Genomic DNA, 13,911 nt, shown 5'->3' with positions numbered 1-13,911 from the left:
CGCTGTGCGCGAAATGCGGCGGCTCGAACGGCAGGCATTGCCCTTGTTCGGCCAGCGCGGCCTCGAGTTCGGCCAGCGGCGTGCCCGCGCGCACGCTGACCACCAACTCGCTGGGCGCGTAGCTGACGATGCCGCGCAGGGCCCGGGTGTCCAGCACCTGGCCCTGCAGCGCCAGGCCATGAAAGTCCTTGCTGCCCCCGCCGCGGATGCGCAGCGGGGCCCGGTCGGCGACTGCCGCACGCACCTGATCGACCATCGGGGCAAGAAAGGAATCCATGCCCGCATCGTAGCGGTAGCCGCGGGCCGCATGGGCCGTCCGTGCAGTCAAGCGTTCGACGTACTGGGGCTCTGTGCCGGGCTACGGCGGGGCCACGTGCGTCGGCTTGAATGCAAGGCGCAGGCCAAGCGCCTGGGCGACCTTCAGCACCGTTGCAAGGCTCGGGTTACCGGCACCGGAGAGCGCCTTGTCCAACCCTTGGCGGCTCATTCCGACGTCGCGCGCAAGCTGGCTGAGGTTTCTTGCCCGCGCCACGTCACCGAGCGCCGCCGCGACCAACGCTGGGTCGCCGTCTTCCATCACGGCATCCAGATAGGCAGCAATGTCGTCCTCGGTCCTGAGGTAGTCCGCCGTGTCGTAGCGGCTAAATTTCACGTCCATCGTCATTGCTCCTTCCATTGCGCTGCAATGGTCTTTGCCAAGGCTATGTCCCGGTCCTGGCTGCCCTTGTCTCCTCCACAAAGCAGCAGCACCATCACGCGGCCGTGCTGCTTGAAATAGACCCGGTAGCCGGGGCCGTAGTCGATCCGCATCTCCGACACGCCTTCGCCTACCGGCCTTGCGTCGCCCGGGTTCCCCAAGGCTCAATCGACGTGATGCGCACGTCGATCTTCGCGCGTGCCTGCCGGTCGCGGAGACCGACAAGCCAGCGATCGAAAAGGTCGGTTTTGATGATCTCGACCACATGCCAACTATAGTTGACAGCTTGGTGGGGCGTCAACCGCAGAGTCTTTTGGTAAGCGGCTGAAAACAGGACATAATCGCGTCCCTGTTCGGGGCGAGGGAAATGCGGAAATCCTTGTCCTGGCTTCTTGGCGCGGTAGCAAAGCGGTTATGCCCCGGATTGCAAATCCGGTCAGTCCGGTTCGACTCCGGACCGCGCCTCCAAGATGCATGGCAGTCGCCTGACTTCCTCGGCATGGGCCACGTGCCGCGGCCGCACCGCGTGGGCCTGGCCAGCTGCTTTGGCAAGGAGATATGCACGATGGCATCCGTTTCCATTCAGCCGGCCCCGCCCTGCACCACCATGGCGGGACTCGGACACGACCACGGCTTCGGTCAGGGGACGCGCCAGCGGGCCGAGACGCGCACCCTGGTGGTGGCGGCCATCACCTGCCTGGTGATGCTGGTCGAGGTGGCAGCGGGGCTGTGGACCGGCTCCATGGCGCTGTTGGCCGATGGCATTCACATGGGCGGCCACGCCGTCGCCCTGGGACTCGCGTCCGCAGCCTATTACCTGACGCGGCGCCACGCGCGCGACCGCCGCCTCAGCCTGGGCAGCGGCAAGATCAACGATTTGGCCGCCTACACCAGCGCCCTGCTGCTGGGCCTGTCCACCCTCTGGCTGGTGCTGGAATCGGCGCGGCGCCTGTTCTACGCCGAGCCGCTGCAAGCGCTGGAGGCGATGGCGGTGGCCGCCGTCGGCCTGGTGGTGAACCTGCTGTCGGTCTGGCTGCTGGCGGGGTGGGCAGGCACCACCCGGATCATGCTCCAGGGAATCCCCATGCGCACCACCACGGCCATGCCCATGGCCATGGAGATCACAACTTGCGCGCGGCGCTGCTGCACGTGCTGGCCGACGCCGCCACCTCGGTCGCCGCCATCCTCGGTCTGCTCGGGGCCTGGCTGTGGGGTTGGCGCTGGCTGGACCCGGCGATCGCCCTGGTGACGTCCCTGGTGATCCTGCGCTGGAGCCGGGGGTTGCTGCGCCAGACGATCAGCGTCCTGCTCGACGCCCAGGCCCCCGCCGAATTGCGCACCGTGGTCAGGGAGCGCCTGGAGTCGGTCGCCGGCGGCCGTGTCGCCGATCTGCATCTGTGGTCGGTGGGGCACGACGCCTGGACCCTGGTCGCTTCGGTCGTCTGCCATGCGCCCGCTTCTCCCGCCATGTACAAGGCCGCCCTCGCGGGAATCGACGCGATCCACCACCCCACGGTGGAGATCCACCACTGCACGGCCTGCCGCAGCCCGGGCGCGCACGGCTGAAACGGCCCTGGCTGCGCCGCTATCTGCGAGGCAGCGCGCACTACGCCGGGGCGTGGTGCCAGAAAGGGGTTCCCAGCACCGGCGTGCTCGGCTGGGCCGCATCTTGCGCGGCCATGGCGCCGGCCTGGCGCGCCGCACGCCCGGCGCGCACGGCGTCGGCAAACGCCCCGGCCATGGCGGCGGGGTCCTGCGCCAGCGCGACCGCCGTGTTCAGCAGCACGCCGTCGTAGCCCCACTCCATCACCTGGCAGGCGTGCGAGGGCAGGCCCAGCCCGGCGTCCACCAGCATCGGCACCGCCAGGCGTTCGCGCAGCGTCTGCAGCGCATAGGGGTTGGCGGGGCCGCGCCCGGTGCCGATGGGCGCGGCCCAGGGCATGACCGCCTGGCAGCCCACGTCCACCAGCCGCTGGCACAGCACCAAGTCCTCGGTGCAATAGGGCAGCACCTGGAATCCGTCCCGGATGAGCCGCCCGGCGGCGTCCACCAGGTTCAGCGTGTCGGGCTGCAGGGTGTAGTCGTCGCCGATCAGTTCCAGCTTGATCCACGGGGTGTTGAACAGCTCGCGCGCCATCTGCGCGGTGGTGATCGCCTCCTGCACGCCGTGGCAGCCCGCCGTGTTCGGCAGCACGGGAACGCCGAGCGCGCGCAGCAGTTCCCAGAAGCCGCCACCGCTCGCGCCGGGGTGGCTGCCCTGGCGGCGCAGCGCGGCCGTGACCATGGCCGGCTGCGCCCGCCGCACGGCGGCCTCGAGCACGGCGGGAGAGGGGTAGCGCGAACTGCCCAGCAGCAGCCGGCTGGCGAAGGTTTGGCCGTACAGGACCAGGGGATCGGGGGGGGCATGCAGTGTCATGGCAAGGGGGCTCAGCCGCCGGTGACGGGGGAGATGATTTCCACGCGGTCGCCCGGCTGCAAGCGCTGCGTGGCGTAGTCGGCCCGGGGCACGAAGCGGGTGTTCACGGCCACGGCAAACGGGGCGCGCGCGGCCATCGCCGCCACGGCGTCGGCCACGGTGGCGCCTTCGGGCCCTTCGGGCAATTCGTGCGGGGTCTGGTTGATGAAGACGTTCATGCCTGTGTCATGTCCATGTCACGCCGCCGCGCGGGCGGCTGCGCCGGGCCGGGGGCAGGCGCGAGCACCAGATCGAAATCTTGCGCAAGCGCCGATTGTCCCGTGTTCAGCAGTTCCAGGGTCACGTCCAGCAAGGCCGGGGCAATCATGAAACCGTGGCGGTACAGGCCGTTGATCTCCAGCACGCCCTTGCGCGGCTGGCGGATCGCCGGCAGATTGTCCGGCAGCGCGGGGCGGCACTGCACGGCGAGTTCCAGGATGCGGCCCTCCGCAAAACCCGGGTGCACGGCGTAGGCCGCGCTCAGCAGTTCCAGGGTCGAGCGCACGCTGGCGGGCGAGAGCTCGTCCGATTCGATCTCGGTCGCGCCGATCACGAACAGATGCTCCTCCTTGGGCGCGATGTAGATCGGGTAGCGCGGATGGAGCAGCCGCGTCGGGCGCTGCAGCGTGACGTCGGGTGCGTGGACGCGCACCACCTCGCCGCGCACGCCGCGCAGCGCGGGCCATTCGGCCTTGGCGCCCAGGCCGCGGCAGTCGAGCACCCAGTCGGGCTGGCCCGCAGCGCCGGGCGCAAGACCCGCGGGCGATTGCGGCGTGTGCCAGTGCACGCGCACCGCGAGCCGCTCCAGCTGCGTGGCCAGCGCGGCGAGCAGTTGGCGGTTGTCCAACTGGCCTTCGCCGGGCAGGTACAGGCCCTGGGCAAAGCGGTCGGCGAGCGCGGGTTCGGCCTGCGCCAGGGCCTGGCCGTCGAGCCGCCGCAGGGCGGGCAGTTCGGGCAGGAGGCGCTGGCAGGCTTCGAGCTGGCGCGTGAAGCGCCGGGCTTCGGCCGCGTCCTGGCGGTGCCACACGACCAGGGTGCCGGCTTGCTGAAAGAAAACCGGGTCGGCGAGCGCTGCGAGCAATTGCGGCCAGCGGCCGAGGGCGTGCCGCCCCATGCGCACCACCCCCGGCGTGGTGATCGCCGACTCCGCCAACGGCGCGAGCATGGCGGCGGCCACCCTGGCGGCCGAATGTTCGGCGGCAGCGCTGCCGGCGTCGAAAACGTCGACCCGATGGCCCTGGCGGGCCAGTTCCACGGCCAGCAGCCGACCCATGAGGCCCGCGCCCAGAATGGCAAAAGAAGAGGGTCGAAGTGACATGGGTCCTGTGCGTGCGCCGGCGGCAGTGGACGAGAGGCGGCGCCGTTGCCGGAGACGCGCCACACGCGGCCGGCACCGCGCGGGCTCCGGGGAGCCAGGCGCCGATTACAGCACATCCCCTGCGGGCCGCATGCGGGGCCGCATGCGCCATAATTTTCACCATGACTTTGCGCCCCCCCAGCCGCGCGCGCAGCGCCGCTACGCCCGCGTGCTCTCCATTGCCGGATCCGACAGCAGCGGGGGGGCGGGAATCCAGGCCGACCTCAAGACCTTCAGCGCGCTGGGCTGCTATGGCATGACGGCGATCACGGCGATCACGGCGCAGAACACCTGCGGCGTCACAGGCATCCACGGCGTCCCGCCGGAGATGCTCCGGGCCCAGATCGACGCCGTCGTGCAGGACATCGGCGTGGACGCCGTGAAGATCGGCATGCTGCACTCGCCCGAGGTGGTGCGCGTGGTGGCCGACGCCATCCGCACCGGCGCGCTGCCGCACGTGGTGCTCGATCCGGTCATGGTGGCCACCAGCGGCGACCGCCTGATTGCCGAAGAAACGGTGGACCTGCTGGTGCGCGAGCTGTTTCCGCTGGCCGAGGTGGTGACCCCCAACCTGGACGAGGCCGGCTGGCTGCTTGGCCGCAGCATCGCAGACGCGTCCGCGCTGGAGCAGGCCGCACGCGACCTGCTGCGCCTGGGCGCGCGGGCGGCGCTGCTCAAGGGCGGGCATTTGCCGGGCGATCCGGTGGTGGACGTGCTCGCGCTGCAGGGCGACCCGGTGCTCGTCCGCCGCCTGCAATCCGCGCGCATCGCCACGCGCAACGGCCACGGCACGGGGTGCACCCTGTCGTCCGCGATGGCCGCGCACCTGGCGCTGGGCCTGCCGCTGACGCAGGCGCTGGAGCGGGCGCGCGCCTATCTCCTGGGAGCCATTGCCGCAGGCGCGGACGTGACCACGGGGCATGGCCATGGTCCGCTGAACCACGGCTACGCCCCCGTGGCACAACAAAGTTTTGTCACCGACAGGCGCTGATATTTTTTCCGGCTGGCCTATACTTCGCCCCTGCTCCGGGGTGTGCGTCAAGCGCTGAGATGCCGGGCGGCCGAAGAAATTCGGCTGGCCCTGCGAACCCGCCGAACTTGATCCGGTTCATACCGGCGAAAGAAGAGCCGCATGCCCTGGCAGCCCGCGCAGCCGCAGGGCGGCGCAGGTCCATTCCGGAGCAGTACCCGAGTCACCCCGGAACCTGGAGACCTGCCCCATGAATGCCCCTGACCCCCTCGTTGGCGAGAAGTTTGCCGAGTTGCTCGCGCGCACGCGCGAGCCCTTTCCCGCGTCCTGCAAGGCCTATATCCCCGGCCGTCTGCACGCCGACCTGCGCGTGCCGGTGCGCGACATTGCGCTGACCAACGGCGAGCAGGTCAGCGTGTACGACAGTTCCGGCCCCTACACCGACGCGCAGGCCGTGATCGACGTGCGCCAGGGCCTGGCCAGCGTGCGCGCGGACTGGATCGCCGGTCGCGGCGACGTCGAGCCCTACGCGGGCCGCCCCCGGTGGCTCTCGACGACGGCCAAAAGAGCGAAGACGCTGCCCGCCTGGCCCGGCTGCGCAGCGACGCCGCCGCCTTGCAGCGCCGGCCCCTGCGTGCCCGGGCCGGCGCCAACGTCACGCAGATGCACTACGCCAGAAAGGGCATCGTCACGCCCGAGATGGAATACGTGGCGATCCGCGAGAACGGCAAGCGCGAATGGATGGCGCAGTACCTGGCCGACGCAGACCGCGAGCGGCGCCTGATGGGCAATCCGATGGGCGCCGGCATTCCGGAAATCTTCACGCCCGAATTCGTGCGCGACGAGGTGGCCCGCGGCCGCGCGATCATCCCGGCGAACATCAACCACCCCGAGATCGAGCCCATGGCCATCGGGCGCAACTTCAAGGTGAAGATCAACGCCAACATCGGCAACTCGGCCGTCACCTCGGGAATCGAGGAGGAGGTCGAAAAGCTCGTGTGGGCGATCCGCTGGGGCGCAGACACCGTGATGGACCTGTCCACCGGCAGGAGCATCCACACGACACGCGACTGGATCGTGCGCAACTCGCCCGTGCCCATCGGCACGGTGCCGATTTACCAGGCGCTGGAGAAGGTGGGCGGCGTGGCCGAGGACCTGAGCTGGGCGATCTTTCGCGACACGCTGATCGAGCAGGCCGAGCAGGGTGTGGACTATTTCACCATCCACGCGGGCCTGCGCCTGGCGTACATCCACCTGACGGCGCAGCGGCGCACGGGCATCGTCTCGCGCGGCGGCTCGATCATGGCCAAGTGGTGCATGGCGCACCACCGCGAGAGCTTTCTGTACGCGCATTTCGAGGACATCTGCGACATCATGAAGGCCTACGACGTGTCGTTCAGCCTGGGCGATGGCCTGCGCCCCGGCTGCGCGTCGGACGCCAACGACGAGGCACAGTTCGCCGAACTGCACACGCTGGGCGAGCTGACCCGGCTGGCCTGGCAGCACGACGTGCAGACCATGATCGAGGGCCCGGGCCACGTGCCCATGCACATGATCGCGGCGAACATGAGCGAGCAGCTCAAGACCTGCCACGAGGCGCCGTTCTACACCCTGGGGCCGCTGACCATCGACATCGCCCCGGGCTACGACCATATTGCCAGCGCCATCGGCGCGGCCATGATCGGCTGGATGGGAACGGCCATGCTGTGCTACGTGACGCCCAAGGAGCATCTGGGCCTGCCCAACCGCGACGACGTCCGGCAGGGCATCATGGCCTACCGGATTGCGGCGCACGCGGCCGACGTGGCCAAGGGGCATCCGGGCGCGCGCGCGCGCGACGACGCGCTGAGCCAGGCGCGCTTCGATTTCCGCTGGCAGGATCAATTCAACCTCGGGCTGGACCCGGACACGGCCAGGCAGTTCCACGACGAAACCCTGCCCAAGGATTCGGCCAAGGTGGCGCATTTCTGCTCGATGTGCGGCCCCAAGTTCTGCTCCATGAAGATCACCCGCGAGGTGCGTGAATTCGCCGCGCAGCAGGGCCTGTCCGAGGAGCGCGCGCAGGCCCTGGGCCTGGAGACCAAGGCGCAGGAGTTCCGGCGCCAGGGCGGTGAACTCTACGTGCCGCTGACACCCGTTGAATGAGCGCCGCTGCCGGCGGCCCGGGAGGCCGCCCTCAGCGGGCACCAAAGCGCGCCGTCCACTTGCGCTCATAGTCCATCTTGCAAAAATGCGCGGCGAAGAAATCGATGAAGCTGCGCACCCTCGCCGACAGATACTTGCGGCTGGGGTACGCCAGGTTGATCGTGAGGCGCGGCAGATCCCAGGCGTCGAGTACCGGGACCAATCGGCCCGCGACGATGTCTTCGTACAGGATGTAGGTTGGCTGGATCAGGATGCCCATGCCGTCCAGCGCCGCGGCGCGCAGCACTTGGCCGTCGTTGGACTCCAGCAGACCGTGGACCTGTACCACCGTGGTCCGGCCATCGCGCGAGAAGCGCAATTCGTTCGGATTGTTCGCATACGTATAGATCAGCAGTCGGTGCGCGCTCAAATCTTCCAGTAAGCGCAACGGGCCATGCTGCGCCAGGTAGCCGGGAGACGCGACCAGAATGCGGCGGGTCTCGGCCAAGCGGCGGATCGTGGTGTTCGAATCCGGCTCGGACTCGCGCGTGCGGATCGCCACGTCGATGTTCTGGTCGATGATGTCCACATAGCGGTTCGCCACCTCGATGTGCACCCGCACCTCGGGGTAGATGCGCGTGTACTCCCGCATCACCGGCGCCAGATGCTGCACCGCGAACGAGAGCGATGCCGTCACGCGCAGCGTCCCCGAGGGGTTCAGCGACGCGGCGTTCGCGGACTGCTCGGCGTCCTTCAAGTCGAGCAGGATGGGCTTGGTGCGCTGGAAGAACGCCTGCCCGACGTCCGTGAGGTACAGCCTGCGCGTGTTGCGCTCGACCAGCCTGGCGCCGAGCCGCGCTTCCAGCGCAACCAGGTGGCGACTCGCGGCCGCGTTGGACAGACCGAGCGTCTCTGCAGCCCGGCTGAGGCTGCCCGATTCCGCTATCCGCACGAAGAGCTCGATTTCGGTCCAGTGATCCACTGAAGACTCCTGTGTCGCGCGCCCTGCGCATGCCGCGGGGTGAGCCGGCGGGCAGCGCAGTGCAAAGGTTTTCCCCGCCAAGTGGAAAACAGTTTTACGCCGCCGGCGGTTCCACGGCGGTCAGCAGAGAGCTACAGTTTTCACCATCTGTTCGGCCAAACACCGAACACTTCAGGAGACCCTTTTGCGCAACTTGGACCAGGACACGATCACGCAGGCGGTCATCGCAGGCTTTGAGCAAACGCCGGACCCGCGGCTCCAGGAGATTCTCACCAATGCGGTGCAACATCTGCACGCCTTTGCGCGCGAGACGCGGCTGAGCGAAGCGGAGTGGATGGAGGGCATCCGCTTCCTGACCGCCGTTGGCCAGCAGTGCGACGAAAAGCGCCAGGAGTTCATTCTGCTCAGCGACACGCTGGGGCTTTCGACGCTGACGGTGGCCATGAATAACCCCAAGCCCGCTGGCTGTACGCAGGCCACGGTGCTTGGCCCGTTCCACGTGGCCGGTGCCCCGAGCTACGCGCATGGCGACGACGTGGCCAATGGCGCCCAGGGCGCGCCCTGCCTGGTGCGTGGGACGGTCAAGGGCATAGCCGGGGACGCGCTGGGCGCAGCGCGCATCGAAGTTTGGCAAGCCGATGCGCAAGGTTTGTACGACGTCCAGCGGCCCGGATTGGCGCAGCACCAGGCGCGCGGCGTACTGCACACCGACGCACAGGGGCGGTTCTTTTTCAAGACCGTCGTGGCCGAGGCCTACCCGATCCCTGCGGACGGGCCGGTGGGCGCCCTGCTGCGCGCCACCCGGCGCCATCCGTGGCGACCGGCGCATCTGCACTTCATGATCGAAGCCGAAGGCTACGAAAGCCTGGTCACGCACGTGTTCCGCGAAGGGGACCGCTATCTCGATTCCGACGCCGTGTTCGGTGTGCGTTCCTCGTTGATCGCCGAGTGGGTGCCGCACGACGGTCCTGAGGGGCGCCACTACACACTGGACTTCGATTTCGTCATGAACAAGGCGGCCGTGTGATCCAGCCCCCGATGGACTTCTTCTGCCAGTCCCTGCCCGGGCGCGTGCGCTTTGCCAACGGCTGCATCGCGCAGACCGGCAACGAACTGCAAGAGTTGGGCATCGCGCAAGCGCTGGTGCTGTGTACGCCCCGGCAGCGCACGGCCGCGCTGGCGCTCATCGACCGCCTGGGTCCGCGTGCGGCCGGCCTGTTCGATCAGGCCGCGATGCACGTGCCCGTGGACGGGGTGGTGCGTGCCCGTGAGCTTGTCGTCCAGACTGCGGCAGACGGCGTGCTGGCCTACGGCGGCGGCTCCACCGTGGGTCTGGCGAAGGCCATCGCGCTGGAGACGGGCCTGCCCATCGTGGCCGTGCCCACGACCTACGCCGGTTCGGAGATGACGCCGATCTACGGCCTGACCGAAGGCGGTCTCAAGCGCACGGGCCGTGATCCGCGGGTGCTGCCCCGATCCGTGCTGTACGACCCCACGCTCACGCTGGAGTTGCCCCTGGCCTTGTCCATCAGCAGCGGCCTGAACGCCATCGCGCACGCAGCCGAGGGGTTGTACGCGCGGGATGGAAACCCGGTCCTTGGCCTGATGGCCGAGGAAGGCATCCGGGCCCTGGCGCAGGGCCTTGCGGGTTTGCTTGCCGACGCGCGCGAACTGCGCGCGCGCGCCGATTGCCTGTACGGCGCCTGGCTGTGCGGCAGCGTGCTGGGTCAGGCCGGGATGGCGCTGCACCACAAGCTGTGCCATGTGTTGGGCGGCGCCTTCCACCTGCCGCACGCGCAGACCCACGCCGTGATGCTGGCCCACACACTGGCCTACAACGCGCCGGCCGCGCCGCAGGCCATGGCCCGTATCGCACGCGCGCTCGACTGCCGGGACGGCCCCCGCGGCGTGCAAGAACTGGCGCTCCGGCTGGGCGCACCGATGGCGCTGCGCGATATCGGAATGGACGCCACCGGGCTGGACCGCGCACTCGAACTGGCGCTGCAGAACCCCTATTGGAATCCCCGTCCGCTGGAGCGCGACGCGCTGCGCGGCCTGTTGCGCCGGGCCTGGTCGGGCGACCCGGTCGCCGCCTGAAGCGCAACCCCTTGCGACCCCTCCCACCCTTGTTCGGACCCTTCCCGATGAAAACCTTCCTGTACCCGGCGACTGCTCTGGCGCTGACCCTCTCTTGCACGGGCGCGAACGCGGCCGAGTTGCGCATCGGTGTGCTGACCACGCTCAGCGGCGCGCAGGCGGCGCCCGGCGTGGAGATGCGCGACGGCATCGAACTGGCAGTCAAGCAGCTCGGCGGCAAGGTCGGTGGTCAGCCGACTGCTCTGGTGGTGGCGGACGACCAGTTCAACCCCGGCATTGCCAAACAGGTGGCCGAGCGCCTGGTCCGGAAAGACAAGGTGCAGGTGCTCACCGGAATCATCTACTCCAACGTGCTGCTCACCGCGGCACCGGTGGTGCTGGAGGCCGGGCGCATCGTGCTGAGCTCGAACGCGGGCCCCTCGGCCTACGCCGGTGAGAAATGTGACCCGGGCTTCTTCAACGTGAGTTGGCAAAACGACAGCGTGCACGAGGCCGCCGGCAAATACGCAACGGACAAGGGCTACAAGCGGATCACCACGATCGCCCCGAACTACCCGGCCGGCCGCGACGCGATTGCCGGCTTCAAACGCATGTACAAGGGCGACGTCGTCGATGAGGCCTACCCCAAGCTGGGCCAGCTCGACTTCGCCGTGGAGATCGCGCGCCAGAAGGACCAAAAGCCCGACGCCGTGTTCTTCTTTCTGCCTGGCGGCATGGGCGCGAACTTCATCAAACAGCTGCGCGCGGCGAATCTGGACCCGTCGATTCTGCTGACCACCATGACCACGTCCGATCAGGACCTGTTCGCGGCCACGGGCGAGAGCATGCTCGGGCTGGTCAACGCCGGCTCCTGGTCCACCGATACCGACAACGCCGCGAACAAGGCCTTCGTCGCCGCGTTCGAGCAGGCCTACAAGCGCCTGCCCAGCTTCTACGCCGCGCACGGGTACGACGCGATCATGCTGCTGGACGCCGCAGTGCGGGAGAACGGCGGCAACGTCGACGACCCGGCGAGCCTGCGCCACGCGCTGGCCAACGCCAAGTTCCACTCCGTGCGCGGGGACTTCATGCTCGGCCCGAATCAGTTCCCGCTGCAGGACTACCACATCCGCACGGTGAGCCGCGACGCGTCGGGCCGGCTCTACAACAGGACCGGGAGTCGCATCAGCAGCAAGCACGGCGATGTTTACGCCAGCGCCTGCAAGATGCGCAAGTAGGCCATGCTCTGGATCGAACACCTGCTGAACGCCCTGCAACTCGGGCTGATGCTGTTCCTGATCGCCGCTGGCTTGACGCTGGTCTTCGGCGTCATGGGGCTCGTCAATTTGGCGCATGGTTCGCTGTACATGCTGGGCGCCTTTCTCACGGCCACGCTGACGCAACGCAGCGGCTCCGCCGTACTCGGGCTGCTGGGAGGACTGCTGGCCATGGCCCTCATCGGTGCCTTGCTCGAATTCGGACTCATGCGCCGGCTGTACCCGTTGGACCCTCTGGACCAAGTGCTGGCCACCTTCGCGCTGATCCTGATCCTGAATGGGAGCACGCGTCTGCTCTGGGGGGCTCTGCCGGTCTCCCACAACGTGCCCGAGGCGCTGGCCGGCTCCGTGCACCTGTTTGCCGACCTGCACTACTCCGCCTACCGGCTGCTCATCATCGGCACCGGGCTGGCGGTGGCGCTGCTGCTGTACTGGATCGTTGGCCACACGCGGTTGGGAATGTGGGTGCGCGCAGGTGCGTCGAACCGCGAGATGGTGCAGGTGATGGGCGTGCACGTGAAAGCGCTCTTCACCGCCATCTTCGCCTTCGGTGCGGTGCTCAGCGGCCTGGCCGGTGCCGCGATGGGGCCGCTGACCTCGGTGCAGGTCGGCATGGGCGAGGAGGTTCTGATCCTGGCCTTCATCGTCGTCGTCGTGGGCGGGATTGGCTCCATTCGCGGCGCCTTTCTGGCTGCGCTGCTCATCGCCACGCTGGACACGCTCTGCCGCGCTCTGCTGCCGGGCCTGCTGGGCCGGCTGCTGCCGGCGCATACAGCCTCCGAACTGGGCCCCGCATTGGCCTCCATCTCGGCCTACGTGCTGATGGCGGGCGTGCTGATGGTGCGCCCGGCCGGCCTGTTTGCGCAGGACACAGGCGGCGCGCGGCGCCGCAGCCCCGCCCGGGCCACCCCGGCGGACACCCCCCGGGAACTGCCGACATGAGCCGTCTCCCTCTGGCCGGCGCGGCCGTGCTGATGCTGACGCTGCCCGCGCTGCTGGAAGCGCTGGGCCAGGATTTCCACCTCGTGCTGGCGACCCGCATCCTGGTCTACGCGCTGGCGGCGACGAGCCTGAATTTGCTGCTGGGCTATGGCGGAATGGTCAGCTTCGGTCACGCGGTCTTCATCGGCATCGGCGGGTACGCCGTGGCCATCCTCGCCGGCCAGGGTCTGGACAGCGCCTGGATTTCCTGGCCCATCGCGCTGCTGGTGACCGGCGCCGTGGCCTGGCTCATCGGCAGCATCAGCCTGCGCACGAGCGGCGTGCATTTCCTGATGATTACGCTGGCGCTGGCGCAGATGTTCTATTGCGTGTTCGTCTCGCTGAGCAGCGTGGGCGGCGACGACGGCCTGCAAATGGATCGGCGCTCATCCTTCGGCTTCGCCGACGGCTGGCCGTTGCGAACCGACGCGGGTTTCTACTACACCTGCCTGGCCGTGCTGATGCTGGCGCTGTTCTTCATGCACCGCTTGCTGCAGGCACGGTTCGGCATGGTGCTGATCGGTCTGCGGGAGAACGCGGTGCGCATGGGCGCGATCGGCTACCCGACGCGCCGGTACAAACTGCTTGCCTTCGTGATCGCGGGCCTGGTGTGCGGCCTGGCCGGGGTGCTGAACGTGGAACTGAATCGCCTGGTCAGTCCCTCGATGATGCATTGGACACAGTCCGGCACGCTGATCGTTGCGGCTCGTGCTGGGTGCGCAGGTCGCAGCGCTCGAAGGCGACACCCGGGTGCGCGCCGTGCGGCTGGCTGACGGCGAGCGCTTGCCGGCCGACACGGTGCTCGTAGGCATTGGCAACCACGCGTGCGACGAACTGGCGCAGCGCATTGGCTTGGCCACGGCCGCGGGCATCGTCGTCGACGCGCATGGCCGAACCCGGGACCCGGCGATCTTCGCCGCCGGCGACTGCGCCGTCGCGCCGCAGGCCGGCTTTGCCGCACCCATTCGGCTGGAGTCCGTGCAAAGCGCTCG

Annotated in this window: 17 protein-coding genes, 1 tRNA gene, 1 pseudogene and 1 riboswitch; of the genes and pseudogenes, 11 read left to right on the top strand and 8 right to left on the bottom strand. The window is 68.7% G+C overall.

Going from position 1 to position 13,911, the window contains the following annotated elements:
- From VTU_RS0117200 to VTU_RS35580, 4 genes are all read right to left on the bottom strand, one after another.
- Window positions 1-277: FAD-binding protein (locus VTU_RS0117200; protein ID WP_029554516.1), on the bottom strand; the 277-nt coding region annotated here is incomplete at its 3' end.
- Between the two features lie 81 nt (window positions 278-358).
- A complete protein-coding gene (locus VTU_RS0117195) occupies window positions 359-664 on the bottom strand; it encodes an addiction module antidote protein (protein WP_010106436.1) in 306 nt (101 codons plus the stop codon).
- On the bottom strand, window positions 661-810 hold the full coding sequence (locus VTU_RS35585) for a type II toxin-antitoxin system RelE/ParE family toxin (protein WP_010106435.1): 150 nt from the start codon (window positions 808-810) through the stop codon (window positions 661-663). The genes VTU_RS0117195 and VTU_RS35585 overlap by 4 nt, the downstream gene beginning before the upstream one ends.
- 17 nt (window positions 811-827) lie before the next feature.
- Complete coding sequence (locus tag VTU_RS35580; RefSeq protein ID WP_010106434.1) at window positions 828-962, bottom strand: hypothetical protein; 135 nt, start codon at window positions 960-962, stop codon at window positions 828-830.
- A gap of 129 nt (window positions 963-1,091) precedes the next feature.
- Here VTU_RS35580 and VTU_RS0117185 point away from each other — a divergent pair.
- From VTU_RS0117185 to VTU_RS35450, 3 genes are all read left to right on the top strand, one after another.
- A tRNA-Cys gene (locus tag VTU_RS0117185) sits at window positions 1,092-1,165 on the top strand.
- A 97-nt stretch (window positions 1,166-1,262) separates the two neighbouring features.
- Window positions 1,263-1,946: a cation diffusion facilitator family transporter gene (locus VTU_RS35455; protein ID WP_265597341.1), complete on the top strand. Its 684-nt coding sequence runs from the start codon at window positions 1,263-1,265 to the stop codon at window positions 1,944-1,946.
- The gene (locus VTU_RS35450; RefSeq protein WP_265597342.1) at window positions 1,847-2,263 is read left to right on the top strand and encodes a cation diffusion facilitator family transporter; all 417 of its coding nucleotides are present in this window, start codon (window positions 1,847-1,849) and stop codon (window positions 2,261-2,263) included. The genes VTU_RS35455 and VTU_RS35450 overlap by 100 nt, the downstream gene beginning before the upstream one ends.
- Before the next feature lie 40 nt (window positions 2,264-2,303).
- Here the strand turns inward: VTU_RS35450 and VTU_RS0117175 are convergent, their stop codons facing one another.
- From VTU_RS0117175 to thiO, 3 genes are read right to left on the bottom strand one after another with little or no spacing between them, the layout of a single operon-like run.
- A complete protein-coding gene (locus VTU_RS0117175) occupies window positions 2,304-3,113 on the bottom strand; it encodes a thiazole synthase (protein ID WP_010106433.1) in 810 nt (269 codons plus the stop codon).
- Between the two features lie 11 nt (window positions 3,114-3,124).
- Entirely contained in the window at window positions 3,125-3,331 is a 207-nt protein-coding gene (gene thiS / locus VTU_RS0117170; RefSeq protein WP_010106429.1) for a sulfur carrier protein ThiS, read from the bottom strand.
- Entirely contained in the window at window positions 3,328-4,470 is a 1,143-nt protein-coding gene (thiO, locus tag VTU_RS0117165) for a glycine oxidase ThiO (protein WP_029554514.1), read from the bottom strand. Before thiO ends, thiS begins: the two co-directional genes overlap by 4 nt.
- A 142-nt stretch (window positions 4,471-4,612) precedes the next feature.
- Between thiO and thiD the strand changes: the two genes are divergently transcribed.
- Both thiD and thiC read left to right on the top strand, forming a co-directional pair.
- Complete coding sequence (gene thiD / locus VTU_RS0117160) at window positions 4,613-5,500, top strand: bifunctional hydroxymethylpyrimidine kinase/phosphomethylpyrimidine kinase (protein WP_050809533.1); 888 nt, start codon at window positions 4,613-4,615, stop codon at window positions 5,498-5,500.
- 26 nt (window positions 5,501-5,526) lie between these two features.
- Window positions 5,527-5,651: riboswitch (TPP riboswitch) on the top strand.
- 78 nt (window positions 5,652-5,729) lie between these two features.
- A pseudogene (thiC, locus tag VTU_RS27850) lies at window positions 5,730-7,624 on the top strand (phosphomethylpyrimidine synthase ThiC).
- A gap of 31 nt (window positions 7,625-7,655) precedes the next feature.
- Here the strand turns inward: thiC and VTU_RS0117150 are convergent.
- Window positions 7,656-8,585 carry a LysR family transcriptional regulator gene (locus tag VTU_RS0117150; RefSeq protein ID WP_010106423.1) on the bottom strand — a complete coding sequence of 310 codons (930 nt, stop codon included), beginning with the start codon at window positions 8,583-8,585 and terminating at the stop codon, window positions 7,656-7,658.
- A 184-nt stretch (window positions 8,586-8,769) separates the two neighbouring features.
- Here VTU_RS0117150 and VTU_RS0117145 point away from each other — a divergent pair, with 184 nt between their 5' ends.
- The 6 genes from VTU_RS0117145 to VTU_RS27840 form a co-directional block, all read left to right on the top strand.
- Window positions 8,770-9,612, top strand: a complete 843-nt coding sequence (locus VTU_RS0117145; RefSeq protein WP_010106421.1) for an intradiol ring-cleavage dioxygenase — start codon at window positions 8,770-8,772, stop codon at window positions 9,610-9,612.
- 11 nt (window positions 9,613-9,623) lie between these two features.
- The gene (locus VTU_RS0117140; RefSeq protein ID WP_040893049.1) at window positions 9,624-10,682 is read left to right on the top strand and encodes a maleylacetate reductase; all 1,059 of its coding nucleotides are present in this window, start codon (window positions 9,624-9,626) and stop codon (window positions 10,680-10,682) included.
- Window positions 10,683-10,729: 47 nt separating this feature from the next.
- A complete protein-coding gene (locus VTU_RS0117135; RefSeq protein WP_010106418.1) occupies window positions 10,730-11,899 on the top strand; it encodes an ABC transporter substrate-binding protein in 1,170 nt (389 codons plus the stop codon).
- A gap of 3 nt (window positions 11,900-11,902) precedes the next feature.
- Window positions 11,903-12,880 (top strand): branched-chain amino acid ABC transporter permease, encoded by a 978-nt coding sequence (locus tag VTU_RS0117130; RefSeq protein ID WP_010106417.1) that lies wholly within the window; start codon window positions 11,903-11,905, stop codon window positions 12,878-12,880.
- Window positions 12,877-13,692, top strand: coding sequence for a branched-chain amino acid ABC transporter permease (locus tag VTU_RS27845; protein WP_010106416.1), 816 nt, complete (start codon window positions 12,877-12,879; stop codon window positions 13,690-13,692). The genes VTU_RS0117130 and VTU_RS27845 overlap by 4 nt, the downstream gene beginning before the upstream one ends.
- A partial coding sequence (locus tag VTU_RS27840; protein ID WP_010106415.1) for an FAD-dependent oxidoreductase occupies window positions 13,670-13,911 on the top strand: 242 nt, incomplete at its 3' end. The genes VTU_RS27845 and VTU_RS27840, both read left to right, overlap by 23 nt.

The sequence above is a fragment of the Verminephrobacter aporrectodeae subsp. tuberculatae At4 genome (genome assembly GCF_000193225.1).
GTDB lineage: Bacteria > Pseudomonadota > Gammaproteobacteria > Burkholderiales > Burkholderiaceae_C > Acidovorax > Acidovorax aporrectodeae.
Note: the sequence above shows the minus strand (reverse complement) of the source record. Positions and strands in the feature narration are given on the sequence as shown.

What these genes read in the sequence shown, in the direction of transcription:
- VTU_RS0117195 (WP_010106436.1), bottom strand. Translation starts at nt 664, where the DNA reads ATGACGATGGACGTGAAATTTAGCCGCTACGACACGGCGGACTACCTC.
- VTU_RS35585 (WP_010106435.1), bottom strand. Translation starts at nt 810, where the DNA reads ATGCGGATCGACTACGGCCCCGGCTACCGGGTCTATTTCAAGCAGCAC.
- VTU_RS35455 (WP_265597341.1), top strand. Translation starts at nt 1,263, where the DNA reads ATGGCATCCGTTTCCATTCAGCCGGCCCCGCCCTGCACCACCATGGCG.
- VTU_RS0117175 (WP_010106433.1), bottom strand. Translation starts at nt 3,113, where the DNA reads ATGACACTGCATGCCCCCCCCGATCCCCTGGTCCTGTACGGCCAAACC.
- thiS (WP_010106429.1), bottom strand. Translation starts at nt 3,331, where the DNA reads ATGAACGTCTTCATCAACCAGACCCCGCACGAATTGCCCGAAGGGCCC.
- thiO (WP_029554514.1), bottom strand. Translation starts at nt 4,470, where the DNA reads ATGTCACTTCGACCCTCTTCTTTTGCCATTCTGGGCGCGGGCCTCATG.
- thiD (WP_050809533.1), top strand. Translation starts at nt 4,613, where the DNA reads ATGCGCCATAATTTTCACCATGACTTTGCGCCCCCCCAGCCGCGCGCG.
- VTU_RS0117140 (WP_040893049.1), top strand. Translation starts at nt 9,624, where the DNA reads ATGGACTTCTTCTGCCAGTCCCTGCCCGGGCGCGTGCGCTTTGCCAAC.
- VTU_RS0117135 (WP_010106418.1), top strand. Translation starts at nt 10,730, where the DNA reads ATGAAAACCTTCCTGTACCCGGCGACTGCTCTGGCGCTGACCCTCTCT.
- VTU_RS0117130 (WP_010106417.1), top strand. Translation starts at nt 11,903, where the DNA reads ATGCTCTGGATCGAACACCTGCTGAACGCCCTGCAACTCGGGCTGATG.
- VTU_RS27845 (WP_010106416.1), top strand. Translation starts at nt 12,877, where the DNA reads ATGAGCCGTCTCCCTCTGGCCGGCGCGGCCGTGCTGATGCTGACGCTG.